This window comes from Vibrio sp. V33_P6A3T137, from assembly GCF_009904835.1.
Classification (GTDB): domain Bacteria; phylum Pseudomonadota; class Gammaproteobacteria; order Enterobacterales; family Vibrionaceae; genus Vibrio; species Vibrio metschnikovii.
Map to the genome: position 1 here is coordinate 1 of NZ_WXWK01000161.1, position 26,341 is coordinate 26,341.

Below are 26,341 nucleotides of genomic sequence, written 5' to 3' on the forward strand. Positions count from 1 at the left end.
TCATCGTAGGCTTAATGACACTGCCACTACTTTACTAACCCTTTGTTAAAAAAAGAAAACAATAAAAAACACATATAAAAAAGGACACTAGGTGTCCTTTTTTATATGTGTTTTTTATTGGCATCAGTAACAGATAAACCGAACGATAGCGCTAGCCTTGCTTAACTTATCGATACGGTTTAATTTTATTAATCGACAGCATAAGTCTCTAATCTAAAGCGCAAGATTCAGTCTCTGTACTAGCTCTTGGGTAAAAAGTGGGGGAAAAACTTAGATAACTCATCCCAATGCAGGTAATAAAACGTTACTGCCGCCATCGTCATTAATAACATCAGCATCACAGCAACACGCCAAATAAAGCGCCCACTACGTGGAGCGAGTTCTTTTTCACACTGAAGACACGCAAGTAAAAACGCTTTCCTATCCGGCAAATGAAAATGATCTTCATGGACAATTTTATTGCGAATCGTAGCGATGTATCTCAGCTTTTCAATAATGTCATGCGGTAAACGCTCCTCGCAGCTAGAAATCAACTGATGCAAACCTTTACCTTGAGCATGATAATGCTGACGCAATAAGGTCTCTAATCTTCTCGTTCGTAATACGACTTGTTCTATCTCGGACATGTCTGCCTCCTTGCTTATACCTTTGCTACTTGAAGCTGCAACGGTGTTGGCTACGGTCGTTTACCCCAATCATAGAGTCTGTCTATGCTCATGGGGACTCACTTGCCGCCTACCTGCAACTCCAAGTGGTTTGGGTATACACTACCACGATCCTATTGTTACCGATCGTAAAACGTGGCACGACTGAATTGTCGCGCCAGAAAAAATCTCACCGCCAAAATGTGAACTCAACCGAAAAATCTTGTTGCTTAATGCTGAGTTAATCACGCAATTTCGCTTCACTCCCCCTAAAGTCAACCACTTCGGTAAACTCAGTCTTCACTCTTTGTCTTTGGCTACTATCGAGCCCCGTCATGAGTTTAGCTCAGCGGTTTTTCCGGAGAATATAATGTCACCTTCTCTGTTACTTATCGTAACTATACTGGCCCTATTATTCATTGGCTTATGGTTATTTAGTCGTTTTTTTCGTCAACATGTTCAAGGTGAAAATGCCCCTGAACGTACCGCCTTCGTCACCGTTTTAGACAAACAAATCGTGGTCATAGATAACCCACTTCCCGAACAAGAGGAACAAGAATATTGGATTTATGTCCAAAAAGGGACATTGGGCCCGAAACGAGAATTTCAAATTGGCCCGCATTACTACCACGCTTTAAATCCAGGCGATCAAGGCATACTGACCTACCAAGGACGAAAATTTCTCCACTTTGCTTTGAAAACTTAAGGCAGTAACCAACGAGTGGCTGTCGACCTTGATAAAGCATAACTGGTGAGTAATGCCCCCGCGCCACTCAATAATACCCAAAGTGGGATGACCCATAAGGGATGGCCGTCATACCATGCGTAAGTTTTCATTGGCCATAGGAAAATCGGATGCAATAAATAAATGCCCAAACTGTGCTGGCTGATGATCACTACCCAACGCTGCACTGCACTTGGTAATCTTTCAGCTAATGAGCGACACAACACAAAGACCATGATCGCCGCAGCAACGACATTAAGCGTTTTATACGATAACCAACGCCCAACCGTATACCGCCCGTGTATGAGACTCAATTCCAGTACCGCTTGGACCGTCATATACAGTGCAAACGAGCCCAGAATGACAACTAATAATAGACTAAAAGACGATAGCCGCAGCTTTTGGTACAGCAGGTAACCTAGAGGCAAATAACCGCTATAGAGCCAAATCTCATGACTCCATGGCCCGTCAATACCAAATAAGTACAAGCCTGTTGTAATTAACCATATCGTCACCAAACTGTACCAAAAGCCATCATCGACTCGATTGACTAACCAATGTAAACAAGGAATAAGTAAATACAGCGGGATAAAATAGTAAAAGAAGCCTAAATGGTAATAGGTCTCTTGATGAGGGCTATCAATCAACGTTTGTTTTACTACGTTGAGGTCAAATCCGCGAATACTCCAGCCGCTTAAGTAAGCGTAAAACAGCGACCAAATCACAAAGGGAACCACCACTTTGCCTAATCTTCGCTGAAGGTAATAGCGTAACTCAAATGGCCTTGGGTCGCTCAGCATCAAGGCGCCAGAAATCATAATAAAAATTGGTACAGCCCAGCGACTAAGGCCATTAATCGTCACCGCACTGATCCATTGTGGATCAGCAATGGTCCCCATCATCGGCCGATAAGGCGCTAAGACATGGATCGCAATAACCGCAATAGCAGCAACACAACGCAACAAATCAAAAAAAATCACTCGCTTAGTCATAACATGCTCTAGAGGTGGTGAATAAGCAACAATCCCGCTTCCCCTAAAGCATAGACTGATGAGTTTAGAGTTATCCCCAATAAGAATATAACCATAACAAATGGATTTCAAAGAGAGGTAAAAATAAAGCCAATCGTCTGTCAATGGTGAGTTCATCAATCAAAGCGCAACCAACTTCCATCGGTTTAACCTATTAAAACAATACCCACAACCCATTTTCTTAACACCTCATCGGGCGATAACATAGCTTCAAGGTTTGCAAAACAGCAAAGTAAAGTCTTGTTATCGATTACCATCGATCGTTATAAAAATATTAATGAGGTGAGTGTATGAAAACCAATCTTATCGGCCTAGACAGTCATCAAAGCCAGCAACTCGCTGCATCCTTAAACCAGTTATTGGCTAATTACCAAGTGCTGTACATGAACACTCGTGGTTACCATTGGAATATCAAAGGCAAAGCTTTTTTTGAATTGCACAGTAAATTTGAAGAGATTTACACCGATCTACAAGCCAAAATTGATGAGTTAGCCGAACGCATCTTAACGCTCGGCGCTCAGCCCTTGCACAGTTTTAGCGCCTATTTACATGCCACGGAAATTGCAGAACACACTAACGCCACAGATAGTCAAACGACCATGCAAGGGCTGGTGAACGGCTTTGGTGCATTAATTACTCAGCAACGCGCGATCCTCGCATTTGCCGCTGAAGTCGGCGATGAAGGCACCAGCGCGCAAATGGGTGACTACATTCGCGAGCAAGAAAAACTGGTCTGGATGCTTAACGCTTGGCTGCAATAAACCGAAGTCGCCGCTTAAACAGATCACGATTACTGAATCATTAAACCATCCATAAATAATCACCACCCTTTTGACCGGCGCGTATTCCCTCCCCAAAGACAAGGATGAATAAGCGCACGGTCTTTTTTATTGGCGGATCCAATCCATCAACAAAGTGAATGGGTGCACTACTAATATTGTCATGCCTTTATACAAACGATTTGGCGTTGCAGGTAGGCATTGCAATTCTGGTTGACTGGCTTATGCTAGCCAAGTCGGTCCTTTGCAGACGGCACCTCATCATCCATAGATTAGATAAGCTCATGCCAAACTCTTATACTCAAGAAGCCCAGTTTCAATACGCGATGCAGCACGATATCGCACCATGTTGGCAATCTCGTCAGCAAGGTTATCACCTGACGCTTGATAATAAACGGCTCTATTGGTGCTCGCTTACCGCTGCGCAGCATAATAAAGTGATTATCATTGTTAATGGCCGTATTGAGTCTGCGTGTAAGTATCAAGAACTCTTCTATGACTTATTTCACCAAGGGTATGATATTTACTCTTTTGATCATCGAGGCCAAGGACTGTCAGAGCGACTTATTGCTGACCCACAAATGGGCTATGTCGAGCAGTTTGATGATTATGTACGGGATATGGATGAACTTATCACTAGGTTTCCACTGCAAAACTACACGCAACGCTATCTGTTGGCTCACTCAATGGGCGGCGCCATTACCACACGCTACTTAGAAAGTTATCCAAACCACCCTTTTGATGCGGTTGTACTTAGCGCCCCCATGCTGGGGATCAATATGCCTTGGCAGTTGCGGCCAATCGCCTTCACTCTGACCAAGCTGCTCAGTGCTACCTATGCGACTCCCCATTACGCTCCCGGCTATGGCGCTTATCTGCCAAAACCTTTTGCCACTAACCAACTTACCCACAGCGCTGTTCGCTACCAATGGTTTCGTGAGCTGTATGAACAACAGCCACAACTAAAATTGGGGGGACCAAGTGCACATTGGGTTTGGCAAAGCCTACTGGCGATTAAACGTTGCTTTACAGAGATGAAAAGTATTCGTCTCCCCTTGTTATTGCTGCAAGCAGGACAAGATACGATTGTCAGTAATCACGCTCAAACTCGCTTCATGACGCAATTAGCACGCACCAATCCTCAAGCCAAGATCGAGATTATTGATGGCGCAAGGCATGAGTTACTGTTTGAAAGCGATCATTACCGCACTCCCGTGTTAGATAAAATCCTGGCTTTTTTTGCACAGCATTCCCAATAATGACCACGCATTGCCAATAGAGGAAAAGAACCCGTTCTAGGTTTACCCTCTTTTGGACAATCATTTTCACTTACACTAGTCTGCCACAGTTATGCCTTGGCATTTTAGCAGTACAACGAGGGTTTTATGACCACTGAACAAACAACACCGGTACGTATTGTCGCTTCCGATCTCGATGGCACCTTGTTAGCGCCTAACCATCAATTAAGTGAAATCACCAAGCAGACGCTGCACGCTCTTCATCAACAAGGTTTTACTTTCGTATTTGCTACCGGACGACATCATATTGATGTTGCTGGCATTCGTGAAATTGCTGGCATCCCTGCCTATATGATCACCTCAAATGGCGCTCGTGTGCATGATCAGCATGACAAAGAACTGTACAGTAAAAATGTACCTGCAGAGTTAGTCCAAGCGATCATCGATCTGGTCAAACACGATGACGATATTTATGTGCATATTTATCGCGATGACGACTGGTTACTCAATCGTGAAGATGAAGTACTGCGCCATTTCCACGAAGACTCCGGCTTTACTTATCAAGTCTTTGACGTCAATGCAGCCCCGAATCAAGGCGTCGCTAAAATCTTCTTCACTAATACCAAACAAGATCATGAGCAGCTCGTCCACTACGAAAACTTAATTAACCAACATTTCGCCGGACAGCTGAGTGTCGCTTTCTCAACCCCTTGGTGTTTAGAAGTGATGGGAGCGGAGGTATCGAAAGGCGAAGCGCTACAAGCGATTGCTCAATCTCTAGGCTTAACACTGGAACACTGTATCGCGTTTGGTGATGGCATGAACGATGTGGAAATGCTCTCAATGGCAGGTAAAGGATTAGTGATGGGAACGGCACATGAAAAAGTATTTCGCGCCTTACCCAATAACACCGTTATCGGCAGTCACGCCGACGACGCCGTCGCTCATTACCTACAGCAGCACTTACTGGGTCATAACCAACAATAGCTGTCAACAAACCACGTGAAGTCAAACAAAAGGGGATAATCACGCCTAACTCTGGTTGTGTTCATCCCCTTTATAACTCGCTCCAAAAGAAATCAATAAACAATATCAACCCTTCACCACTTCTTGAGCGATGATCGCTTGCCACTCTGACTCGCTGAGTGGCATCACCGATAACCGATTCCCTTTTTTCACCAAAGGCAATGCCGCCAGTTCCTGCAGTAGTTTTAGCTCTGACAGTGGGATCAAACGTTGAGTTTTACGTACAAACTCAACATCAACCATCAACCAACGCGGTGACTCTGGGCTCGATTTAGGGTCGAAATACGCGCTGTTGGCATCAAATGCAAAATGATCAACATAAGCTTCCCGTACCACTTGCGCAATGCCCGCCACACCAATATTCTGACAAGATGAATGATAAATCAGCACCTTATCACCTTCTTTGACAGCATCGCGTAGCCAATTTCTTGCCTGATAATTGCGTACCCCTTCCCAAGGCGAAACCTTTTGTGTTCGTAAAGTGTCAATAGAGAAGGTATCCGGTTCAGTTTTAAACAACCAATATGCCATAATGAAGCCCTATATTTTTGTATGTTCTGCCACGAGGAAGAGAGAACATGAAGCAGCTAACCACACTAGCCGCCCTTTTTGCGCTGCTTGCTATCCAAGCGTGTTCATCACCGCCACCTGAGCAATCAGCGGTGGCGCCAAGCTCAGAGCCGATCCCTGCGACTCTCGATAACCCTGCCAGTGTAAAAATGCAAACCTTTATCCTGCGTGGCGAAGTCGTTCTCGGCCCAGATGTCAGCTCATTAACCCCTTGTGATAGCAATAACCAGTATTGGTTAGACTTATCACCGGAACTCAAACAACAAGCGAGAGCAGTGGCTCATCAACCTTATCAAGCTCTCTATGGTGAGGTCATCGGTTATCTGATGCCACCGAGTCAAACGGGATTTAATGGTGATTATACCGCACGCTTTGTCGTCCAGCAGATCAACCAACTGAGCGCAGAAAACCCTCAGCGCTGCCAGCATCCCTCACGTCCGACCCGCGCTTTTGGTACGGAACCGTTTTGGTCCATTCAATTCACGCCTCAAGGGCTAGAATTTCAGCCTTTAGGCGGCGATAAACAGCATTTTATGATTGAGAATAGCCAACTGTCGACTCAGCAACGTCATTATCAGTTTCCAGAAGGCCAGCTCAGTTTAGTGCGTGCCGTTTGCTCCGATAACATGAGTGACACGCTTTACAGTTGGCGATCAACCTTAACTTTATCCGCAACCACTTATCAAGGCTGTGCAACATTGAGCAACGTCGATACCACGCAAACTTGGGCGGGTACCTACTTTGCAAGTGCCAGTGATCAACGCGGATTTGGCGTCACGCTAGAGCTGAACGCTGATCACAGTGCCATCACACGTTATCGTTATTTGAGTGGCGAACGGGAACTGGTTGAAAAAGGTTATTGGCAACAGCTCAATCCTAAGCAAGTGCAAGTAGTCATGACCCACCATCAACAGCAATACTTATTATCAGAACGGATTTACACCCGTGATGGCTTCCAGTTGCATGCTGATAAAGAAAAAATTGGCCACCAAGTCTATCCGATTAGTGAAGGGGGCCTGACGCTCTTTCAAGCCAAAAGCGTCACTGACGAGCAAGCGACCTTTCATCGACCAACCTTAAATGACCGTCCGCAGTCTATCCCCTCTCGCGGTGATTATGATGAGCAAGTCGACCAAGCGATCAAACGCTATTTTGCTCTGCACAAGACCGACCCAAGTCATGTCCATTATCGCTGGTTGAAGTACGACTTAAATGGCAACCAAACACCAGAGTTGCTCGTTCAACTGGACTGGTGTCAGCAAGATCAATGCACCTTACTGATTTTCGAGCAAAAAGCCGGTGAGTGGCGTTTTAACAGCCGTATCAATCAGGTCGCCACGCCTTTTCAACTCGGTAAGCTCGCTCATCATGGCTGGCAAGATCTGATTTTACCTCTCAGACGTGATCAGCAAACCCAGCATTATCAATTAGCCTATAATGGCATCAGCTATCCGGTCACCACTCGCGACGCTCAACCGGCGCAAACAACACAGATCAGCGGTGTCACACTGTTTGCCGATGGATTAGCACCCAAAAGTGGAGTGCAATTATAATGGCTTGCTTAGAATGTGGTCTCGAATGGCAATGTCTTTGCTCTGCGGTTCCATCGCTCACCGGCCCATTAGCCCTCTCGTTACTAACGCATGAAAATGAGTATCAACGTGAGACCAATACGGGTCGCTGGCTGGTTAAAGCCTTGCCCGATTGCGCAGACTATCTCTGGCAGCGACGCACGCCGCCCCCAGCCTTGCTCGAACGCCTCAATGATCCAGGCTATTACTCGCTGTTAATTTACCCCAGTGAGCACAGTGAGCCTGTCGAGCAGCATCTGCAACATGCACAAGATAACGGGCAAATCCCTCACTTTATTGTCTTAGATGGCACTTGGCAGGAAGCGAAAAAAATGCTGCGTAAAAGTGCATGGTTAACGCTACCGCATGCCCATTTAACGACCATGCAAACCTCTCACTACCAGCTAAGGCGTAACCAGCAAACGGGACATTTATGCACCTTAGAGGTAGCCAGTGAATTGCTCAAGCACATCCACCAACCTGAGCAAGCGCAGGCATTGACCGATTTTCTCGACACATTTATGAAAACCCTACAGGCCGACAAAAGTGGCCATCGATTACGCGAGCACTCGCTGACGTAAGCGCACAGGCTGACCTAAGTAAAAACCTTGCAGGTAATCAACGCCCATGTCTTCGCTTATCTGACAGACGGTTTGGTTATGGACAAATTCAGCCACCGTTTTGGCATTCAAAACTTGGCAAAGTTTGATCAATTGCTGAGCAATTTTACGCTGCTTAATATCTTGATCGATATTACAAATTAAGCTGCCATCTAGCTTAATGACTTGCGGCTCTAATTTAATAATCTCGTCAATATTCGAGTAACCACTGCCAAAATCGTCAACAATAATTCGCACGCCTAAACGCTTAAAGTGCTCACATACTTCAATCATCTGGCCATAATCTTTAATCTGTTCATTTTCGAGCACTTCTAACCCCACTCGCGATGGATCAGCCAGCGATTTCACGGCTTCCTCAAGACGCAGTAGCGTGCGTTCACTCATTAAATCTTGCGGAGAGAGATTAATAGAAAATGCTTCATGACGATCACGCATGATATCAAAGGTGCTTTTTATCATTTGCCGACTTAAGCGCGTGTAAAGATGACTGCCTTCGATGATCGGCAAAAATCGTCCTGGTAGAATAATCTCCCCGTCGTCTTCAATGCGCACCAAACACTCATAAGAAGCCAGTTGATGAGAATGAGCATGTACAATCGGCTGGCCGTACACCAACACATTATTATCCAAAACCGCCCGGCTCACACAGGATAACCAGCCCAATCGTTTTTGACGTAATTCATCTTGAGCACGTAATCGCGTCGCACTGCAAAAATGCCGGTTGCGCTGAAAGGCATGTCGACGTGCTTCAATCGCGCGTAGCAATAAATCATCCGCATCTTCAGCCGGAAATTCTTTACGGCTGACTAATCCCGCGCACAACGAAACAGAAACATAATCCACTTCCGGTAAACCATAAGGTTCAAAATTAACATGCTCAAGCTGCTCAACAAATTGCGAAAACAGACGATGAATCTCTTCTTCATCGCGATCAGCGCTAAACACCGTCGCCCACTCGCCAACACCAATCGCATACAGTGAACTCAGGCCTGGCAGATGTACCGTCAGGTAATCTTGGAAATGGCCGGTTAAATCAACCAATAACTGATCACCAACTTGATAACCGTATTTTTCATTAATCTGATGGAAGTTGGTCAATTTTAGCGCGAGTAAATGTTCACCATTCACCATCTGTAATAGCCGTTCACGCAGCACCACTCGATTAGGTAAACCAGTACGTCGATCGACTCGATAGCTCGCGGTAAGCAAGGAAGCTTGATCTTGAATCTTCTGGGTCAAATCACGATTCATCTCGTCCAGATCATCTAACGCATTACGAATCAGACTGAATAACGGGGCAATTTCATCGTGTTTGGTGACATAGGCAGGGCTTAACGTAGTCTGAGCTGGCGTGCCTTCACGCAGAGCGAGATAGGTCATACTGTGATGAAGCATGCGTTGTGATTGTCCGTCATGCCACCACTCACCCGCTAAATAGCCACCATGAGTGGCCGCTTGGTTTTGTAAAGGCAGCAGTTCTTGGTTACCAGCAATAAAGTCCAAACGTGAAGTACAACTGTAAATCACGATTTGCTCGGCTTGGAATTCACGTAGTCGCTCAGCACCGATCGAGATTTGTTCCAAGGTTATCGATGGATGATCAAAACAAAACCGCACCTCATCCCCTACCGCTAATGGCGCATTAAAAAGTAAGCTCCCATCTTGTTCGGCAAGCGGCATGTATACGTCTTGTAAAGTGGCCTCACCTTTCATTAGCGGGAAATGGCTCAATCTCTCCAGCGGTACCGATTGACCATTGCCCAAGTAACGATCATACAATTGACGAATCGGTATATCATCGATACGTTGTACCATGCAGCCATTGGCAGCCGTGACCCGAAAGGTTCGCCCAACCGGATTCCACTCCGTATAAGCCCCAGTTTGAACGTGTAAGCTCTCACTATGCAAGGCGACACTCACCATCGCTTGATGATATAACTGTCGCCCGAGCAAAACCCATTGCCCTTGTTTCGTTTCGGTGGCTAACCCCCCTGCGACGATAATCCCCGGAGCAAAGGTATTCAAGGCATGAAAACGCGCCTTATCATCAATGTGAGTTTGACTGACAAAACACACCATTAGCTGAGAGTCGGGCTGTAACATCAAGCCATCAACTAACGCTTGGGTGTCTTTTCTTCCAGAGTGGGAAAGCGCTTGCGCGGAGCAGGTAAGTTGAGTATTAGCAAAGTGACTGAAGATCAATAACGTACCGTCGTGGTACAACTGACCATCATGAATCATCGGTTCAGCGCTCAAACCAATCACCTTGGCCTCAGGATATAGGGTCAATAATCTATCAACCCATGCTTGAACTTTCTCTATCGATTCACTGGACATTAATTGGATCAGTAATTGACCCGCCTTGGCCAAGGCGTGATGAATCGGTAATTCAGGAACCTCAGATTGTGCCGGAAAAAATAACGATGTTGTGAACATACTCTCACTAACTCAGACTGCGAATACAACTTGTATCATTTGTGCAACTACGTTAATGATTAACCATATAGATCACAATGTTTATTCAAGAAATCAATTGATTAAGTTGCTCTAGTCGATGAATTTCAACATCAGGCAAAACCGTTGTACGTGAGTTTTCACGCAAAGTGAGACCTTGATCGTTATACCAACACGATTGGAAACCATTTTGCTTCGCCCCTTGCACGTCGGTGACCAAGTGATCGCCAACATGCAAAATCATTCTGGCCGGAAGCGCTAACCTGTGACTCGCTTTCTCAAAAAGATCCGCATAAGGTTTAGCTCGCCCATCGGGACCAGCCTTCAGTACGCTCTGAAAGTATTCACTTAACCCAATTTGCTCAACATCAACATTACCATTGGTGATCGCAATCAACGGCAGCTTTTCCGCTAGAGAACTCAATACCTGATGTGTCATTGGTGGTACATCAACCAAATTACGTAAGCGTAAGACTTCATGGATCGTTTCTTCTGCGACTTGTTGCGCCAAAGATGCAGAGTAGCCTAACTGCAACAATCCTTGTCTTACCTGCTCAAAACGCCACTGGGTAACATCGTGGCGCAACCAAGGATCTTGCACTGCAATCTGCCGCTTGAGGCTTACCCACCATGCGTTAGGTTGGCTAGCGGTCAATGGATGCTGCTGATGCAACCATTGCGTCACCTGCTGTTCTAAACGCTCAATCACTGGATGGTTATCGTACAAGGTGTCATCCAAATCAAAGCTCATCGCTCGAATCGGTCCTAACTGACGGTAAAACAGCATCAACTACTCCTTGGTTTTCTTTTTGGCTCGTGGATGAGCTTGGTCATACACCTCAGCAAGATGTTGAAAATCAAGGTGAGTATAAATTTGCGTAGTTGAAATGTTCTCATGGCCTAGTAATTCTTGTACGGCACGCAAATTATTACTCGATTCCAACACATGAGTGGCAAACGAATGACGCAGTTTATGAGGACTGATATGACTGGCCACCGACTGCTTGTGCCCCCACTCTGCCATGCGTTTTTGTACGCTGCGATGCGAGATTCGACCACCGAGCTTAGAAATAAATAACGCCACTTCCTCGCCTTTCAATAGCGAATCACGCACCTTCAACCATTTACCCACCCACTCTTTGGCTTGCCCTGAAAACGGTACTTTCCGTTCTTTATCGCCTTTACCAATCACTCGAATCTCGCCGCGGCTAAAGCTGAGATCTTTAAGATTAATCGCCACCAGCTCTGCCAAACGCAAACCAGCGCCATACATTAACTCCATCATCGCTCGATCACGAATCGACAAGGGGTCATTGTCGGTCACCTCAAGCAACTGGGCCATCTCATCAACATCCAGGTTTTTCGGCAGTGGCCGCTGTTTTCGTGGCGCAGAAACTCCTTTGGCAGGATTGGCGCTCAACTCACCCCGTAAAATTAAAAAATCAAAGAAGCTACGTAAAGAAGATAAACGCGTCGCTAAGCTGCTGGCTTTCATCCCATCGCGCATCCCTTTACTGGCTAGCTGACGAACCCAAGCCGCATCGACGTGTTGCCATTCACTCACACCGAGATGATGAAGATGACCAGCCATAGCCTGTAGCTGCTGCTGATAATTACGCTGAGTATGTAAACTCAAACCTTTCTCACTGCGCAAATACTCATAAAAGCGCAATAGCGGCTGAGCTAACCCGCTCGGTAATACCGACGTTTCTTCACTCATGGCGATCACATTGCCAAGGTAACACGGTGATCAAGTGGCTCAGCAACAGCGCCAAATGACGTAAAAAAAGCGTATCCATACAAGGTTGAAAATGGCCACCATCGGGGCTGGAAAAGGCCAGAATACCTTGTGCGGCATTCTGACCAAGAGGCAATACGACATAAGAGCCCATTTCGGGTGCCGCGCACTGATCGCCAAATAATAACCCGCGATCGGCTTGCCGTAATCGACCTAAATAGGCTTGTTTGCCATTAAAATGATTGGTTGAGAAACGCTGCAACGACTCTTGGTTGATGCGGTATTCCGCCAGCGTTGTATCAACTAAGCGCAGATAAGCCATTAGCCCAAGTCGCTGCGCGGTCGCTTCAATCGCTCGACATACGGCAGGTAAACTCGAACACTTTAATAACTGTTCTTGTAAATCCATAAATTCATGGAAAGTGCGATCATTATTGGCGGCAAGAGACATTAAAGCGGTGATCTCTTCTTCCAACTCTTCAATCCGCTGCCGTTGACGGGCCATTTGAACATGAACCAGAGAAACGGCCCCTGCCTGTGGATGTGGCAGGGACAAGCGTTCCACCAATTGAGACCGGTGCTGGAAAAAATCGGGATGATCGGTTAAATATTCGGCCACGACCTCTGCGGTCAGAGCCTCTACCTGTGGTTGCAACAAAACACATCCTTACTTTAGCAAGAGAGTTGACCATCAAACACGTGAGTTGCCGGTCCTGTCATATACAAAGGCTGTCCTGGGCCTTGCCAACTGATCTCCAAACGACCACCGGGCAAATTAACCGTAACGGTATCATCCAACAAATCTTGTAAGATGCCGACCGCAACGGCGGCACAAGCACCACTACCGCACGCCTGAGTTTCACCAGCACCACGTTCGTAAACCCGCAGATTAATTTGCTGACGATTGACAACCTGCATAAAGCCAGCATTAACACGCTCAGGGAAACGTTCATGCGACTCCAATAAAGGACCGATTCGTTCAACTTCAGCGCTAGCGATATCCTCTACCACGGTCACCACATGAGGATTACCCATACTGACGGCGCCACAAAATAGCGTCTGTTCATCGACGCGCATAATGTACGTTTTTTCCGCTTGCTTAGCGCGAAACGGAATTTTACTCGGTTCGAATTCAGGAATGCCCATGTTCACGCACACCTGATCGTCCTCTTCAATGCTCAGAATGATTTTGCCTTTTTTGGTGCTGACACTCAGGCTGTACTTATTAGTTAAGCCTTTCATACGCACAAAGCGCGCAAAGCAGCGTGCGCCATTGCCACACTGCTCCACTTCACTGCCATCAGCATTAAAAATCCGATAGTGAAAATCGGTTTCTGGATCATACGGCGCTTCAACCACCAAGAGCTGATCAAAACCGACCCCAGTATGGCGATTGGCTAAACGACGAATCAGCTCCGGAGAAAAGAACACGTTTTGGGTAATACAATCAACGACCATAAAATCATTGCCCAAACCGTGCATTTTAGAAAAATGGAAATGCATAAATGATCACTTTACTCCGGCAAAATAGTTTCTAACGCCCAAAGACTCGCTAGCGCTTCACGTTGACGAACAAGATGAATCTTATCGTCATCCACCATCACTTCTGCCGCTCGGGTCCGAGTATTGTAGTTGGATGACATCACAAAACCATACGCGCCCGCAGAACGAACTGCCAACAAATCGCCTTGCTCTAGCACCAACGCGCGATCTTTACCTAAGAAGTCGCCCGTTTCACACACCGGGCCAACCAAGTCATAAGTCACGGCTTCACCGGCACGCGGCGCGACCGGCACAATATCCTGCCAAGCTTGATACAACGCTGGACGCATCAAATCGTTCATTGCCGCATCAATAATCGCAAAGTTTTTATGCTCAGTGTGTTTTAAGAACTCAACTCGCGTTAATAACACCCCAGCATTGGCAGCAATGGCACGACCAGGTTCAAAAATCAGCTCTAAATGTGGATGATTGTGCAAGCGAGCCAACAGGGCTTTCGCGTAATCTCCCGGCTGAGGTGGACGCTCATCACGATAGACAACACCCAGACCACCACCGACATCCAAATGCGCGATGGCGATCCCTTCGGCGTGTAATTGGTCAATCAACGCCAGTAGACGATCGGTAGCATCAATGAATGGCTCGAGCGCCGTCAACTGAGATCCGATATGGCAATCAATACCGCGCACATTGATGTGCTCCAGACTGTGGGCCAGACGATACACTTCTGGCGCACGTTCAAAGGCAATGCCAAATTTATTATCGCGCAGGCCTGTCGAAATATAGGGATGAGTATGCGCATCGACATCTGGATTGATCCGCAACGAGACCGGCGCTGTCACGCCAAGCTCACCCGCCACTTGATTTAATAACAGTAGCTCAGGTTCCGACTCAACATTAAAGCACTTAATCTGCAATGTCAGTGCACGTTTCATCTCAGCCGCCGTTTTTCCTACTCCAGAAAAAACCACTTTACTTGGGTTACCTCCCGCAGCCAGTACACGCTCTAATTCGCCACCTGAGACAATGTCAAACCCTGATCCCAAACGAGCTAACGTATTTAACACGCCTAAATTGGAATTGGCTTTCACCGCATAGCAGACTAAATGTGGGTGTGCGCCAACGGATTGATCAAAGGCATGCCAATGGCGCTCAAGCGTGGCTCTTGAATAAACGTATAACGGGGTGCCGAATTGCTCAGCTAACTGCGCGAGAGAGACGTTTTCTGCCCAAAGCTGACCATCTTCCTGATAATTAAAGTAATCCAAAATAATGTCCCTTAATCTAATGTCTTGAATTTACTGATTCTGTTCACTCGGTTGAGCACGATCAGGCGGATATAGCGGACCCGTTTGTCCACACCCTGCTAACGCAAGAGCAGATAACAAAAATAGGGCTGTTATGGTTTTTTTCATTGTGCATATCGTAATTATTGACTCAATGCTCTCTATAATCGCACCACAATCAGGAAAAGCAATAGCATAGACAGGATGAACGACGCTGAATTTTATCCACGGGTTGGCAGTTAATTCGAATACATCAGACAAATAAGGGGGGAATCATCATCGAATATTTCGCGCAACGCAGCCAAGCTGTCGGCTGGCTGGTGGCATATCAAAACATCATACCTCACCAAAATGAGGTGGTTCGATAGCCGTCGAGAATCAATCACAGGCTGCGATAAACTCAAACGATGTAAAATGGCAGAGAGGAAACAGCCTAAATCAGGCATCACGCGACTAGGGTCTGTTGACCTTAGGCATTGATCACTTTTGAAGGACGAGAATAAACGGAGGAGTCATTACGATAAGGCACCACATAGCTCTCTCCTTCCTCAGGATGAATAATTTGGTAATACTGGGGCAGATTAAAGTTAATTAATTTAGCAGCAATCTGATTATCATCTTTTACTGACGTATAGAAGCTGTTAACACTGGTGATCATCTCATCTTTTTCACCGCTACACTGATGATACACCTCAATCCGATTCGCTTCATCGAGCACGTAAATGTTAAAGCCCTGCTCAGTATCCTCAAAAAAGAACTGCACTAAACCTTCACTGGCAAAGCCATCAACCACATCCGGCAGTTGATAATCTTGCTCGCGATCCAACATCAGTAATGGGGAGCCTTTAAGTTTATTACTCGAAATGCTGCGATAAAAATCGACGGAATTTTCTAAGCGTTGTACCGAGACCCCTCGTCGCTCAAAAAACAGGCCATACATCTGTTTGCCAATCCGCATCGCTTTAAACCGACGCCGCTTCTCTTGCTCAACAGGCTTCAAACGCAAATCAATACACTCTGCAAGCAATTGATAAATCAAATTACGCATCACGCCACGCAAATGTTTGCTGTAGCAAAAGACATCCACCGACTCAGGAGGAATCGCATCTTGGTGCATCTTACCTAATACCGTTTTCAGCGCATCCAATATCGCAGTTTCGCCTTTAAAGTGCAGGGTACGCACTTCTTGCCAAGAATTGCGATACACCAGATCAACACTGCCGACTAAGCATTGCTGCTGCTCAGAAAAACTAAAAATATCCAAACGCTTAACGTCAACCTTAAGCGATTTGCCCGTGAGTTGGGTAGTTGGATCATTTTCAAAATTAATGAACATCGCCAGTTGGCTGATTTCGCAAGGGCTAGCGAGCGCGGCCATCGTCGGGCGACGTTTATGTAACGAGAAGGTATTTCTTAGATCACTGACCATTTGATAAAACTTATCGAGGTCGAGATGCGCATCACGCACAATAGAATGTAAATGCGTCGATTCGGTGATTAAGCCATTAAAGAAGGCCCACGCGACAAGTTTACTTAAATATTCGTGATGATCTAAACAGCGCTGACCGATCATGCGCTCTGCCCGTGGCGGCTGCTTATACAAATACCACCCTGGAGGGTTGCTTCGCCCCGGACGAACTTCAATAAAAGTCAGATCCGGTTCATGTAAATCTGGGGAGATTTGTGGATTAAGCAGCGTCACTTTACCGGGCAGCACTTCAAACGCGGCATACAATTTACGCGCGAGAATAGAAATGTCTTGAGGGCTGATCGCCGAAGTGATGTCATGCCGACGCGCAAATTGAATCAAGTTACGATAACTGAGCATTAACGCATCCAATAAAGCATGATGAACAGTTTTTACTTGCTCTACTTTCCAATGACGGCGGTTATCTAGCTGCTCAATTGTTGCTGCATCCCACTGCCAATCTTGAACCATTTCAGTTAAGGCTTCACGCCGCCACGCAACTGACCCCGCGCTTGGATCTCGCGATAATTTCTCATGGGTTTTAAGATAAAAACAGCGGCGAACTAAATCGAGTCGTGAATAGTCACCAATTCGCTCTAAGTAGCGAGTGACTTTTTTCAGCATCAAATAGTACGCGTCCATCCCATAGAGATCGGGCTCATGGGCAAAAAAGCGTCGTTTAGTATCAATGCTGAGTAATTGAGTATGGGGATATTCCCAAGAGTAAGCTTCTAATAAGGTCGCTTTTAAGACCGATTTATAAGGCGAGTCAATACTTTTATACAATTGCCATAAATTGGCACCAAAATACTCTTCGGCAGGAATTCGATTTAGGCGTCCAAAATCAATCCATTCACTGCAATCAATGTAGTGATTAGCACACAACACATTGACGTATTCATCGTAGCACTCTTCCATTTCAGGCGGTACGATTTGCCACAATAAGCGCTTACCGGCCAAGCGAACCGCAGAACGATAGAACTCATCCAACAACAAAAGGTGTTGAGAAGAACCGCAGTTCTCACCGGTCATTTGATCCGATTGATTATGACGAAAACGTTGTTCATCCATAATAAAGAAATTGGCTTCGACACCTTGGCTTTTTGCCCAATCGGTGATCAGCAAACATTTGTTGCTTAAGCGTTCACGCTGTTCGCAGCTCATACTGGCCGCCACACATACCCAAATGTCTAAATCACTTGAGGTACTTTGGCCAATCGATGACGTGCTTCCCATCGTGTATAAACCTAAAATACTCAGCTGACTAGGAACCGGCAGCGTTTCTCCTAAAGCCAATTGCGTATCATCGATTAATTGTTGCTGAATCGGATCTAGGCTAAAACACTCAATACCGTGTGGAACTTGCTGTTCAAAATAGCCGGGGATCAAAGGATGGTTGTAGTGCAGCAAAGCGGGGATCAGATGAAAAACACGCTGACCTTGTAAATCCATAAGCGCCAGCGCACGCTCAGTGCGTTGCCGGTTAAGATTATCTAATCGCTGAATTAAGGTTTTTGTGTAAGCCTGCAAGGTTGGTTCCTTGGTTGAAACATTAACGCCCGCTTTGGATATGTTTTGTACGACAGACTAAACAAAACGTGATCAATTTAACACTTTAAATCCGCTGGGTAAAGTAATCTGCACTCTCTATCATACTAAAGTCGTAATTGATTGAGCAAATGACGACTCTAAAACACAAACGCGGCAGTACTGCTCATTTACTGTCTATTTTACTCGATATCGCCACAAACACCACTCAACTTGCTGGCTTACTTCGTCAAGCGAAGAGCGGTTTAGGAGGATACCAACGAGAAGCTTATCACACTATTTTCACTAAAAATCATCAATTTAGTCACAAATGAGCTTCATCGCCATCTAGTATTAAAACTTTCCTGCGCACAATGTTAGGATGTCAGTATTGTTGACTGTTTATCGGGATTATCATGACTTCCACGCCTCCAATTCGTATTGCCACTCGGCAAAGCCCGCTCGCTTTATGGCAAGCGCATTTTGTAAAAGATGCCTTACAAGCTGCTCATCCACACTTAGCGGTAGAGCTGGTGACTATGGTTACTCGTGGTGATGTGCTATTGGATACGCCTCTCGCCAAAGTCGGTGGGAAAGGGCTATTCGTTAAAGAATTGGAAGTCGCGATGCTGGAAGGACGCGCCGATTTAGCCGTCCATTCGATGAAAGATGTGCCGGTGGATTTTCCTGACGGATTAGGATTAGTCACGATTTGCGAACGTGAAGATCCCCGTGATGCTTTTGTCTCTAATACCTACCACTCCCTTGAAGCGCTGCCTCATGGTGCCATTGTCGGTACTTGCAGTCTCCGCCGCCAATGCCAAATTAAAGCAGCGCGCCCTGATATTATCATTAAAGAATTACGCGGCAATGTAGGAACGCGCCTAGCAAAATTGGATGCTGGGGAGTTTGATGCCATTGTCCTTGCCGCGGCAGGATTAAAACGCTTGAAACTGGAACAGCGCATCGCCAGCTTTATATCTCCAGAACAATCGCTCCCAGCGGTCGGTCAAGGCGCTGTCGGTATTGAGTGTCGCTTAGATGACCAACGTCTCCTCACCTTACTCGAACCCTTAAATCATGCCGATACTTATGATCGCGTGATCTGCGAACGAGCAATGAACCTGACCTTACAAGGTGGCTGCCAAGTGCCTATCGGTAGTTACACCGAATTAGACGGTGAGCAGATCTGGTTACGTGCTTTGGTTGGCGAGCCAGATGGCTCACGGATCATCCGTGGTGAGATTCGAGGCCCACGCCAACAAGCCGAACGCCTAGGCGTTGAATTGGCCCAGCAACTGCTTGACCAAGGTGCGCGTGATATCCTCAATAAACTCTACGCTGATCACGAGTAAACCATGGCGATCTTGGTCACTCGCCCAGAGCCACAAGGCGAAGCTCTGTGCCAATTGCTCCAGCAACATGGACATCACGCACTGCATCATCCATTAATCCGTATCGACGCCGGAATGGACTTAGCCTTACTCCGCTCAGAACTCTACAGCTATGAGGTGATTGTTGTCGCCAGCCAACATGCGGTTAGTTGGGTTGAACACACGCTCCAAGCGGAGCGACTCTCGTGGCCAACCAGTGCGATTTATGTTGCCATTGGTCAAAAAACCGCACAGGTTTTAAGCAAAGCCAGCCAACAACTCGTACACTACCCCGATATCAGTGATAGTGAACATCTTTTGGCGTTGCCAGCGCTACAATCGGTAGCCGGAAAACGAGTGGTCATCTGGCGTGGTAATGGCGGGCGAGAGTTAATTTACCAAACACTGCACCAACGAGGAGCCAACGTTGACTACCGTGAAATGTATCAGCGACGCCCCTTGCCTTTTGACGGTGAAACGGCGTTAGCACGTTGGCAAGCAGCCAACGTCGATACCTTAATCATTACCAGCGGTGAGCAGCTGGCGTTTTTTTGTTCACAACTGCCTCGCAAAGCTCAAGCTTGGACGAGGGCATTACGCTTATTGATCCCCAGTCAACGTATCGCTGAACAAGCACGAGAATTGGGGTTTCAGCATACAGTGATAACAGGAAGTGCGGCAAACCGCGATTTAGTGGCGGCTGTTTAGCCTTAACCCAGGATTTAGCCATGACAGATAATAACCAACCCTCTCCACAAAAACCGCAGCAAACTTCACCTCAATCCGGCGATCCGGTCGATAAGAGTGACCAAGCAAAAACCAAACAAACCGAGCGTAAGGCAGACTCAACAAGCCATGCCAATTCGCCGAAAACCGTCAATCCGCCAACGACCACCTCCGTCAGTAGTCCAGTAAGCGGTGGCAGTAAACTCGCCAGCATTGCGATTGTGTTAACGGTGTTGTTTAGTGGCGGCCTCACTTTACATATGCAGCAGCAGCGTGCCGACCATCAAGCGCAAATAGGCGCGCTACGAGCAGAACTCAATCAAGCTCGCAGCACCATCAATACTCAGCTTGGCGAAGCGAAAGAACAAGCGATTAGCGCTACTCGTGATATAGCGACTCAAGCTGAACTGTTGCTTAATCAGCAAAAACAGAGCGTCGATAGCTTGCATCTCGCACTTGCTGAAATTCAAGGTCGACGCCCCAATGACTGGCTATTGGCAGAAGCGGATTACTTAGTCAAACTCGCGGGACGCAAACTGTATTTAGAGCGTGATATCGAGACTGCGACTCAATTAGTCCAAGAAGCTGATTTACGTGTTGCGGAGCTCAATGATCCAAGTTTAACTTCACTGCGTCGCGCACTACGTCATGATATCGCTCAGTTACAAGCAATGCCGCTCATCGATAGAGATGGCTTAGTACTGCGTCTGATGAGTCTGCAGCAGCGTATCGACCAACTACCGCTCGCCAATGCACTATTGCCAGAGGAAACTCAGCCTAGCCAACCGACCGTTTCAGAGGATATTGCTGATTGGAAAACCAATCTACGCACCTCTTTGCAAGCCTTTGCCGATAACTTTATTACCTTTCGCGTAAGAGATGGACAAGCGATACCGCTGTTATCACCACAGCAAGATCTTTATCTTCGTGAGAACCTTAAAGCCAAATTAGATACCGCCATCCAAGCGATCTACAGCGAGCAACAAGAGATTTATACGCTCTCCCTCAATATGGCCCTAGAATGGTCAAACGATTATTTCAATCGATACGATCAGCAGGTCAAAGCCTTTACTCATAGCCTTGAGCAACTGGCTGAACAACACATTCAGCTTGATACGCCTCAGCTCACCGCTCAACAGTCACTCGCTGATGTGATTCGTGAACGGTTACGTCGCTCTGTGGCACCAATAATGACGGAGGGACAGCAATGATTCGTTTACTGTTTTTACTGGTTGTCCTCGGCCTAGGCTTATTTGTGGGTAGCCAATACGCTGGCCAACAAGGCTATGTTTTGATCTCCATCGCTAATACCAGTATCGAAATGAGCGTCACCACGCTGATCATTTTGATGGTCGCTTTACTGGCGGGACTATTTTTTCTTTAATATCTGATAAAAAAAAACCTTCGTGCCAGCAGCAGCACATGGAACTGGTTTACGATTCGTAAACAACGTCGCTCCCGCCGTTACACCGATGAAGGTATGATTAAACTACTTGAAGGGGATTGGAAACAGGCCGAGAAAAAAGTCACTCGCTGGGCGAATCATCATGATATGCCGCTACTCTGTTATTTGGCCGCGGCAGAAGCGGCTCATGAACAAGGCGATCAGCGTAAACGAGACGACTATTTGACGTTAGCCGCTAAACAACCGAATGCCACCCTAGCGGTTGAATTGACTCGCGCCAAACAGTTATTGAGCGACCAAGCATGGCAGGCAGCGGTTGATATTCTGACTCCGTTAGCACAGGCTTACCCTGATAATATTTTGGTTTTAAAGCGCTTAAAACAAGCTTATCTCGCCTTAGAGCAATGGCAACCTCTCTTGGCCTTAATTCCAAAATTGACTAAAGCTCAATTACTCACCCCATCACAGGCCGATGCGCTGACCTTACAAGCTCAACAAGCAATGCTTAGCGTTGTGGCAACTCAAGGAGGTAGCGAAGGATTACTGGCTTATTGGCAATCGCTACCCAAAACCCTTAAAAACGAAACCCGTTTAATGGTTGAAGTGATTGAACAGTTATTACAGCGTCAAGCCGACCCAGCGGCGTTTAAATTACTCAAAGAGTGGCTAAATAAGCAGCCTACGAGTGAGTTATATCGCTTTCTGCCTAAGTTAACGCTAAAAGATAAACAGCCACTTATCGCCTTACTGCAAGACAAGCTACGTCGCGATAAAAATAATGCCGAAGCCCACAGCGCGCTAGGCCAAATTCTGCTCCACCAGAGACAGTGGGCACAAGCGCAACAGCACCTTGAACAGGCTTTATCACTTCGAGTGAATATTGAAGATTACGCCTGTTTAGCTCAAGCATTAGAGCAGCAAGATCGCCCACAAGCGGCGCACGATGTCAGTCGTAAAGCCTTATCCTTACTGACCACCGCTTAATAGAAAAAGCGGTCCCTCTGTACGATGGACCGCTTTTTATACTCTTCTGATGCTCTTCCCAATCGTCGTGAGCGATCACGATATCAGGTATGATACGTGAGATTAGATAACCCGAGAAAACTGCTGCTGACGGGCGCGCTGACGTAAATACTTGTCAAAACACATGCAAATATTGCGGATCAGCAATCTGCCACGTAAGGTGACGCGGATAAAACGCGAGTCCACTTCAACCAATTGATCATCAATGAAGGTTTGTAATAACGCGAGGTCTTGCTGGAAATAGTCATTAAAACGCAGCTTAAAATCCTGTTCTATTGCCTGTTTATCCAATTGGAAATTACAAATAAGTTGTTTAATGACTTCACGGCGTAGCAGATCATCACTGTCTAATGACACCCCTTTCCATAGCGCGTGACGCATCTCATCCACTTGCTGATAATAGCGTTTCAGATCTTTTTGATTTTGGGCATACACATCGCCAACCATTGAAATGGCAGAAACACCAAATCCCAGTAAATCACAATCGCCCTGCGTGGTGTAACCTTGGAAGTTACGATGTAAAACACCGTTACGCTGCGCCACGGCTAACTCGTCATCGGGTAACGCAAAATGGTCCATGCCAATAAACTGATACCCCGCTCCCGTTAAGGTGCTAATGGTATCTTGCAAGATGGCCATTTTTTCCTCTATCGAGGGCAGAAAGTCAGATTTAATTTTACGCTGTGCGGCAAATAACTCAGGCATATGCGCATAATTAAACACTGACAAACGCCCCGGACGCATCTCAATCACTTGTTGTAAAGTGGCGTGGAAACTGGCGACCGTCTGCTTGGGTAAACCATAAATTAAATCTAGATTGGTCGAACGAAAACCCAGTTGCTTGGCGCGCGCTACTAAATCAACAATAAACTGTTCATCTTGTTCACGATTAACGTACTGCTGAACTTGTTTATCAAAATCCTGCACTCCGATACTGATGCGATTAAAACCTTCACTCCGCAAATGATCGAGTACCGAGAGTTCAATCTCACGTGGATCAACTTCAATGCTGATCTCCGCATCGGGCTGAAAGTTAAACTCAGCCCGTAATAACGTCATTAAACGACTCATTTGAGCGTTGGTTAAAAACGTCGGTGTACCACCACCAAAATGCAATTGAGTCACTGGACGCGAAAGCAGCAATGGTGCGCGTTGACGAATTTCGTGTTCCAGCACATCTAAATACTCATCCGCTTTATGTGAATGGCGAGTGATGATTTTGTTGCAGCCACAGTAGTAGCAAAGCTTGTGACAAAAAGGAATATGGATATACAGGGATACCGGTCGCTGTGGATAACGCGCACAAGCCATATCAAATTCGGCAATCGTGAACGCTTCGTGAAATTCCACCGCGGTTGGATAGGAAGTGTAACGCGGCCCCGAGTAGTTGTACTTGTCTAAAATGGTTTGATCCCAAACAATCTGCTGACTGGGTACGACTGGCGACAACATAGTGACTCTTCCGTTATTGAACGTGGACTGATTATTTTGCCACACCAGAGACATAGCGTCGGGCAGCAAAAGAAGATTTACCGATAAAATAGTCTAAATTGCTAGCCGGATCACTTCTTATTACCCGTTAAACAAGGGCAATAGAGATCGTCTGCGTGTTGGCACCGCAACGGCTTTCGAGATATAACGCGACAAGCGTACACCATCGAAAGCATTCACTGAAAACCGGATGAATAGATTAAACGAATTGAATAGGAATTTGTTGATTCAACGGCTGAATACGCTGTTGTAAGGCTTTTAGCTCAACAACAATCGCATCATTAAGACGCACTTCTGCTTTCTGACGCGTCAGGTTATGGCGCATTCTTTCTTGCTTTGGCATCGCTTGTCGAGCGTCGCCACGAGGCATATCTTTAACAATGTGGTACAGCTCTGCGGTGGCTGGATAGTCACGCTCAAAATCTACCCGTTGTTCACCCTGCACATAATCCATAATGCAGTAAACTCGAATGGCGATTTCCGATAAATCACACTGACCTTGAATACCGGCCAAACAGAGTGTATTCACACTATCAAAAATATTGGCGTTACGTTTTTCTATTGCCAGTGTTTGATGTTGCTGCTGTAACTGAGTTTGTTTTTTAACTTGCAATAACAAGTAAACGGCATAGCTTGCCAAACCAAGAATGATCAGTCCACCAACCATCATCAACAAAAGCGTATTCATACCATTGCCCTACTGTTTGTATCCATCCACATCTAGATTTTCAAATTGCGCCAACAACTCATCATCGGATTGAACTTTACGTACCTTAGATTGAGTCGCTTGTGGGATAGAAAAATCATCTTCAGGCTCATCGTCTTCATCAGCAGCATCATCGAACAACCCAAGTTGCTTCATCAAGACTTCGATGCGATCGAGTTTTTCGTCGACGTATTTTTGTAAACCCGCACCCAGATTTTCACCACTATCAATTCTATCGAGCAGAACGTTCAACTGAGGATCATTTTCCAGCATCGCTAACTCTTGTTCAGCATCTAAACGGCGCTGCTGCTTACTGGCTTTTTTACCCGTTTCTACGATCAATGGAATTTTTTTCTTGCTTCCCAAGCGCGGATCGCGAGCTTGCTCAGCAGTACGTTGACTTTGCTCACCGCCATCGGAATGGCGACTACCACTTTTCAGTCCTTTGCGTTTTTTCAATTTTTTGCGCTCACGGCTTTCTACATCAGCCTCACTACGATTACGTTTACGAGCAACAATCAGTTCACCGTTAAAGCCGGTTTTTGCTTTCTTTGTACGAGACATTACTGGGGTTTCCTCAGTAAAATTACATCATTTCCGATAAATTCAAGTTCGAGCTTATCCCGCTCGGCCAGAAACTGAAAGGTATCACGACTAAAAAAACTCACATGAGTAAGATCATTTTTATAGTGCCATCCAGCAAACGCATCCACGTTTTTCACTAGTTTGGTCATGATACCAATCCAGCCTCCTGGCTTAACTAAATTCAGCCATTGCTGCCAAATACGGTGAGGATCATGTAAATGCTCAATCACTTCACTGGCAGTCATAAAATCATAGTCCCTTTGTAGGACTTCTTGCTGTCGATAATAAAAGAAGTCATACAATGCGACGTCGTGTCCAGCTTCTTCAAGCATGACCGACAACGTCGGGCCTGGGCCACAGCCAAAATCCAATCCCTTCGATTGAGGAGCAAGTCTCTCAAGCATTGGCTGAGAGAGACGCGATAAAAAACGGCGATAGCCCAGATCGTTGGGATTATTGTCGTGCAAATCGTAGAAACTTTTCTCACGTTCAGCGCTCAATCGATCAACCGGAGGCACAAAGACCAATCGACAAACCGAACACTCTCTATAAGCACGATGATTATCGGCAAAATAAGCGTGGGTTTGAACGCTGTGGCACAAAGGACAAGTATGCATTGTCGCCTCCTGATTGGGGGATGCGCAACATACCAGAAACTGGCGATAGTGTGGAGCCTCTTTGTTCAAAAACAGAGCAATTATTGTAAAAAGATCATCAATCCATTTATCACACGACAAAAAGGCCCGACCGCCGCGAATAAGCGATGCGCCATGCTTAACCTAAAAATCAACAACGGCTCTTCATCGCCCAGCGAAGAAGACAACACCCTTGGCGAGGTAAGTCATTAATATAAAAA

Annotated in this window: 25 protein-coding genes and 1 pseudogene; 11 read left to right on the forward strand and 15 right to left on the reverse strand. The window is 46.2% G+C overall.

Annotated features, from left to right (window positions below; all coding sequences use genetic code 11):
• Positions 1-239: 239 nt before the first annotated feature.
• Positions 240-626: a hypothetical protein gene (locus CAG60_RS15060; protein WP_040903595.1), complete on the reverse strand. Its 387-nt coding sequence runs from the start codon at positions 624-626 to the stop codon at positions 240-242.
• Positions 627-1,014: 388 nt separating this feature from the next.
• On the opposite strand from CAG60_RS15060, the gene CAG60_RS15065 reads away from it, so the two are divergent.
• The gene (locus CAG60_RS15065; RefSeq protein ID WP_161439316.1) at positions 1,015-1,350 is read left to right on the forward strand and encodes a DUF2500 domain-containing protein; all 336 of its coding nucleotides are present in this window, start codon (positions 1,015-1,017) and stop codon (positions 1,348-1,350) included.
• Here CAG60_RS15065 and CAG60_RS15070 read toward each other — a convergent pair.
• On the reverse strand, positions 1,347-2,360 hold the full coding sequence (locus CAG60_RS15070; RefSeq protein WP_161439317.1) for an acyltransferase: 1,014 nt from the start codon (positions 2,358-2,360) through the stop codon (positions 1,347-1,349). The genes CAG60_RS15065 and CAG60_RS15070 overlap by 4 nt on opposite strands.
• A gap of 329 nt (positions 2,361-2,689) precedes the next feature.
• On the opposite strand from CAG60_RS15070, the gene CAG60_RS15075 reads away from it, so the two are divergent.
• The 3 genes from CAG60_RS15075 to CAG60_RS15085 all read left to right on the forward strand — a co-directional run bounded on the left by CAG60_RS15075 (position 2,690) and on the right by CAG60_RS15085 (position 5,403).
• Complete coding sequence (locus tag CAG60_RS15075; RefSeq protein ID WP_161439318.1) at positions 2,690-3,160, forward strand: Dps family protein; 471 nt, start codon at positions 2,690-2,692, stop codon at positions 3,158-3,160.
• A 302-nt stretch (positions 3,161-3,462) separates the two neighbouring features.
• Complete coding sequence (locus CAG60_RS15080; protein ID WP_161426386.1) at positions 3,463-4,437, forward strand: alpha/beta fold hydrolase; 975 nt, start codon at positions 3,463-3,465, stop codon at positions 4,435-4,437.
• Positions 4,438-4,563: 126 nt separating this feature from the next.
• Positions 4,564-5,403 (forward strand): Cof-type HAD-IIB family hydrolase, encoded by an 840-nt coding sequence (locus tag CAG60_RS15085; RefSeq protein WP_004393928.1) that lies wholly within the window; start codon positions 4,564-4,566, stop codon positions 5,401-5,403.
• Between the two features lie 105 nt (positions 5,404-5,508).
• Here CAG60_RS15085 and CAG60_RS15090 read toward each other — a convergent pair whose 3' ends face one another.
• Positions 5,509-5,973 (reverse strand): EVE domain-containing protein, encoded by a 465-nt coding sequence (locus CAG60_RS15090; RefSeq protein WP_161439319.1) that lies wholly within the window; start codon positions 5,971-5,973, stop codon positions 5,509-5,511.
• A 47-nt stretch (positions 5,974-6,020) separates the two neighbouring features.
• On the opposite strand from CAG60_RS15090, the gene CAG60_RS15095 reads away from it, so the two are divergent.
• Together CAG60_RS15095 and CAG60_RS15100 are read left to right on the forward strand one after the other, a co-directional pair.
• On the forward strand, positions 6,021-7,565 hold the full coding sequence (locus CAG60_RS15095) for a COG3650 family protein (RefSeq protein ID WP_161439320.1): 1,545 nt from the start codon (positions 6,021-6,023) through the stop codon (positions 7,563-7,565).
• Positions 7,559-8,164 carry a tRNA-uridine aminocarboxypropyltransferase gene (locus CAG60_RS15100; RefSeq protein WP_337247128.1) on the forward strand — a complete coding sequence of 202 codons (606 nt, stop codon included), beginning with the start codon at positions 7,559-7,561 and terminating at the stop codon, positions 8,162-8,164. Before CAG60_RS15095 ends, CAG60_RS15100 begins: the two co-directional genes overlap by 7 nt.
• Here the strand turns inward: CAG60_RS15100 and CAG60_RS15105 are convergent.
• The 8 genes from CAG60_RS15105 to CAG60_RS15140 all read right to left on the reverse strand — a co-directional run bounded on the left by CAG60_RS15105 (position 8,141) and on the right by CAG60_RS15140 (position 18,179).
• The gene (locus CAG60_RS15105; RefSeq protein WP_158144563.1) at positions 8,141-10,639 is read right to left on the reverse strand and encodes a bifunctional diguanylate cyclase/phosphodiesterase; all 2,499 of its coding nucleotides are present in this window, start codon (positions 10,637-10,639) and stop codon (positions 8,141-8,143) included. The two genes, CAG60_RS15100 and CAG60_RS15105, sit on opposite strands and share 24 nt — an antisense overlap.
• 85 nt (positions 10,640-10,724) lie before the next feature.
• Entirely contained in the window at positions 10,725-11,444 is a 720-nt protein-coding gene (yigB, locus tag CAG60_RS15110) for a 5-amino-6-(5-phospho-D-ribitylamino)uracil phosphatase YigB (RefSeq protein WP_158144562.1), read from the reverse strand.
• A 3-nt stretch (positions 11,445-11,447) separates the two neighbouring features.
• Positions 11,448-12,377, reverse strand: coding sequence for a tyrosine recombinase XerC (xerC, locus tag CAG60_RS15115; RefSeq protein ID WP_004393922.1), 930 nt, complete (start codon positions 12,375-12,377; stop codon positions 11,448-11,450).
• A complete protein-coding gene (locus tag CAG60_RS15120; RefSeq protein ID WP_004393921.1) occupies positions 12,370-13,053 on the reverse strand; it encodes a DUF484 family protein in 684 nt (227 codons plus the stop codon). Before CAG60_RS15120 ends, xerC begins: the two co-directional genes overlap by 8 nt.
• A 14-nt stretch (positions 13,054-13,067) precedes the next feature.
• Entirely contained in the window at positions 13,068-13,898 is an 831-nt protein-coding gene (dapF, locus tag CAG60_RS15125; RefSeq protein WP_154169812.1) for a diaminopimelate epimerase, read from the reverse strand.
• Between the two features lie 11 nt (positions 13,899-13,909).
• A complete protein-coding gene (lysA, locus tag CAG60_RS15130; protein ID WP_161439322.1) occupies positions 13,910-15,163 on the reverse strand; it encodes a diaminopimelate decarboxylase in 1,254 nt (417 codons plus the stop codon).
• Positions 15,164-15,193: 30 nt separating this feature from the next.
• A complete protein-coding gene (gene lptM / locus CAG60_RS16885; protein WP_411847833.1) occupies positions 15,194-15,310 on the reverse strand; it encodes an LPS translocon maturation chaperone LptM in 117 nt (38 codons plus the stop codon).
• Between the two features lie 340 nt (positions 15,311-15,650).
• Positions 15,651-18,179 carry a class I adenylate cyclase gene (locus CAG60_RS15140; protein WP_004393918.1) on the reverse strand — a complete coding sequence of 843 codons (2,529 nt, stop codon included), beginning with the start codon at positions 18,177-18,179 and terminating at the stop codon, positions 15,651-15,653.
• Positions 18,180-18,328: 149 nt separating this feature from the next.
• On the opposite strand from CAG60_RS15140, the gene CAG60_RS15145 reads away from it, so the two are divergent.
• The 5 genes and pseudogenes from CAG60_RS15145 to CAG60_RS15165 all read left to right on the forward strand — a co-directional run bounded on the left by CAG60_RS15145 (position 18,329) and on the right by CAG60_RS15165 (position 22,664).
• On the forward strand, positions 18,329-18,511 hold the full coding sequence (locus tag CAG60_RS15145) for a hypothetical protein (protein ID WP_161439323.1): 183 nt from the start codon (positions 18,329-18,331) through the stop codon (positions 18,509-18,511).
• An 81-nt stretch (positions 18,512-18,592) separates the two neighbouring features.
• Positions 18,593-19,531: a hydroxymethylbilane synthase gene (gene hemC, locus CAG60_RS15150; RefSeq protein WP_004393916.1), complete on the forward strand. Its 939-nt coding sequence runs from the start codon at positions 18,593-18,595 to the stop codon at positions 19,529-19,531.
• Positions 19,532-19,534: 3 nt separating this feature from the next.
• Positions 19,535-20,257, forward strand: a complete 723-nt coding sequence (locus CAG60_RS15155; protein WP_161426394.1) for a uroporphyrinogen-III synthase — start codon at positions 19,535-19,537, stop codon at positions 20,255-20,257.
• Positions 20,258-20,277: 20 nt separating this feature from the next.
• Positions 20,278-21,486 (forward strand): uroporphyrinogen-III C-methyltransferase, encoded by a 1,209-nt coding sequence (locus CAG60_RS15160; protein WP_161426395.1) that lies wholly within the window; start codon positions 20,278-20,280, stop codon positions 21,484-21,486.
• A pseudogene (locus CAG60_RS15165) lies at positions 21,483-22,664 on the forward strand (heme biosynthesis protein HemY). The gene CAG60_RS15160 and the pseudogene CAG60_RS15165 overlap by 4 nt, the downstream one beginning before the upstream one ends.
• A 102-nt stretch (positions 22,665-22,766) precedes the next feature.
• On the opposite strand, the gene hemN reads toward CAG60_RS15165, so the two are convergent.
• From hemN to CAG60_RS15185, 4 genes are all read right to left on the reverse strand, one after another.
• Positions 22,767-24,155 carry an oxygen-independent coproporphyrinogen III oxidase gene (gene hemN / locus CAG60_RS15170; protein WP_161439324.1) on the reverse strand — a complete coding sequence of 463 codons (1,389 nt, stop codon included), beginning with the start codon at positions 24,153-24,155 and terminating at the stop codon, positions 22,767-22,769.
• Positions 24,156-24,393: 238 nt separating this feature from the next.
• Entirely contained in the window at positions 24,394-24,882 is a 489-nt protein-coding gene (locus CAG60_RS15175; protein WP_161426397.1) for a DUF2489 domain-containing protein, read from the reverse strand.
• Between the two features lie 9 nt (positions 24,883-24,891).
• Entirely contained in the window at positions 24,892-25,464 is a 573-nt protein-coding gene (gene yihI / locus CAG60_RS15180; RefSeq protein WP_154169782.1) for a Der GTPase-activating protein YihI, read from the reverse strand.
• Complete coding sequence (locus tag CAG60_RS15185) at positions 25,464-26,102, reverse strand: class I SAM-dependent methyltransferase (protein ID WP_161426398.1); 639 nt, start codon at positions 26,100-26,102, stop codon at positions 25,464-25,466. Before CAG60_RS15185 ends, yihI begins: the two co-directional genes overlap by 1 nt.
• Positions 26,103-26,341 lie beyond the last annotated feature (239 nt).

Bases quoted from the DNA above. Each gene is read 5' to 3' on its own strand.
- CAG60_RS15080 (WP_161426386.1), top strand. From the start codon at position 3,463: ATGCCAAACTCTTATACTCAAGAAGCCCAGTTTCAATACGCGATGCAG.
- hemC (WP_004393916.1), top strand. From the start codon at position 18,593: ATGACTTCCACGCCTCCAATTCGTATTGCCACTCGGCAAAGCCCGCTC.
- hemN (WP_161439324.1), bottom strand. From the start codon at position 24,155: ATGTTGTCGCCAGTCGTACCCAGTCAGCAGATTGTTTGGGATCAAACC.
- CAG60_RS15160 (WP_161426395.1), top strand. From the start codon at position 20,278: ATGACAGATAATAACCAACCCTCTCCACAAAAACCGCAGCAAACTTCA.
- CAG60_RS15185 (WP_161426398.1), bottom strand. From the start codon at position 26,102: ATGCATACTTGTCCTTTGTGCCACAGCGTTCAAACCCACGCTTATTTT.
- CAG60_RS15090 (WP_161439319.1), bottom strand. From the start codon at position 5,973: ATGGCATATTGGTTGTTTAAAACTGAACCGGATACCTTCTCTATTGAC.
- CAG60_RS15075 (WP_161439318.1), top strand. From the start codon at position 2,690: ATGAAAACCAATCTTATCGGCCTAGACAGTCATCAAAGCCAGCAACTC.
- CAG60_RS15085 (WP_004393928.1), top strand. From the start codon at position 4,564: ATGACCACTGAACAAACAACACCGGTACGTATTGTCGCTTCCGATCTC.
- CAG60_RS15065 (WP_161439316.1), top strand. From the start codon at position 1,015: ATGTCACCTTCTCTGTTACTTATCGTAACTATACTGGCCCTATTATTC.
- yihI (WP_154169782.1), bottom strand. From the start codon at position 25,464: ATGTCTCGTACAAAGAAAGCAAAAACCGGCTTTAACGGTGAACTGATT.
- yigB (WP_158144562.1), bottom strand. From the start codon at position 11,444: ATGCTGTTTTACCGTCAGTTAGGACCGATTCGAGCGATGAGCTTTGAT.
- CAG60_RS15060 (WP_040903595.1), bottom strand. From the start codon at position 626: ATGTCCGAGATAGAACAAGTCGTATTACGAACGAGAAGATTAGAGACC.
- CAG60_RS15145 (WP_161439323.1), top strand. From the start codon at position 18,329: ATGACGACTCTAAAACACAAACGCGGCAGTACTGCTCATTTACTGTCT.
- dapF (WP_154169812.1), bottom strand. From the start codon at position 13,898: ATGCATTTCCATTTTTCTAAAATGCACGGTTTGGGCAATGATTTTATG.
- xerC (WP_004393922.1), bottom strand. From the start codon at position 12,377: ATGAGTGAAGAAACGTCGGTATTACCGAGCGGGTTAGCTCAGCCGCTA.
- CAG60_RS15105 (WP_158144563.1), bottom strand. From the start codon at position 10,639: ATGTTCACAACATCGTTATTTTTTCCGGCACAATCTGAGGTTCCTGAA.
- lptM (WP_411847833.1), bottom strand. From the start codon at position 15,310: ATGAAAAAAACCATAACAGCCCTATTTTTGTTATCTGCTCTTGCGTTA.
- CAG60_RS15095 (WP_161439320.1), top strand. From the start codon at position 6,021: ATGAAGCAGCTAACCACACTAGCCGCCCTTTTTGCGCTGCTTGCTATC.
- CAG60_RS15175 (WP_161426397.1), bottom strand. From the start codon at position 24,882: ATGAATACGCTTTTGTTGATGATGGTTGGTGGACTGATCATTCTTGGT.
- CAG60_RS15155 (WP_161426394.1), top strand. From the start codon at position 19,535: ATGGCGATCTTGGTCACTCGCCCAGAGCCACAAGGCGAAGCTCTGTGC.
- CAG60_RS15070 (WP_161439317.1), bottom strand. From the start codon at position 2,360: ATGACTAAGCGAGTGATTTTTTTTGATTTGTTGCGTTGTGTTGCTGCT.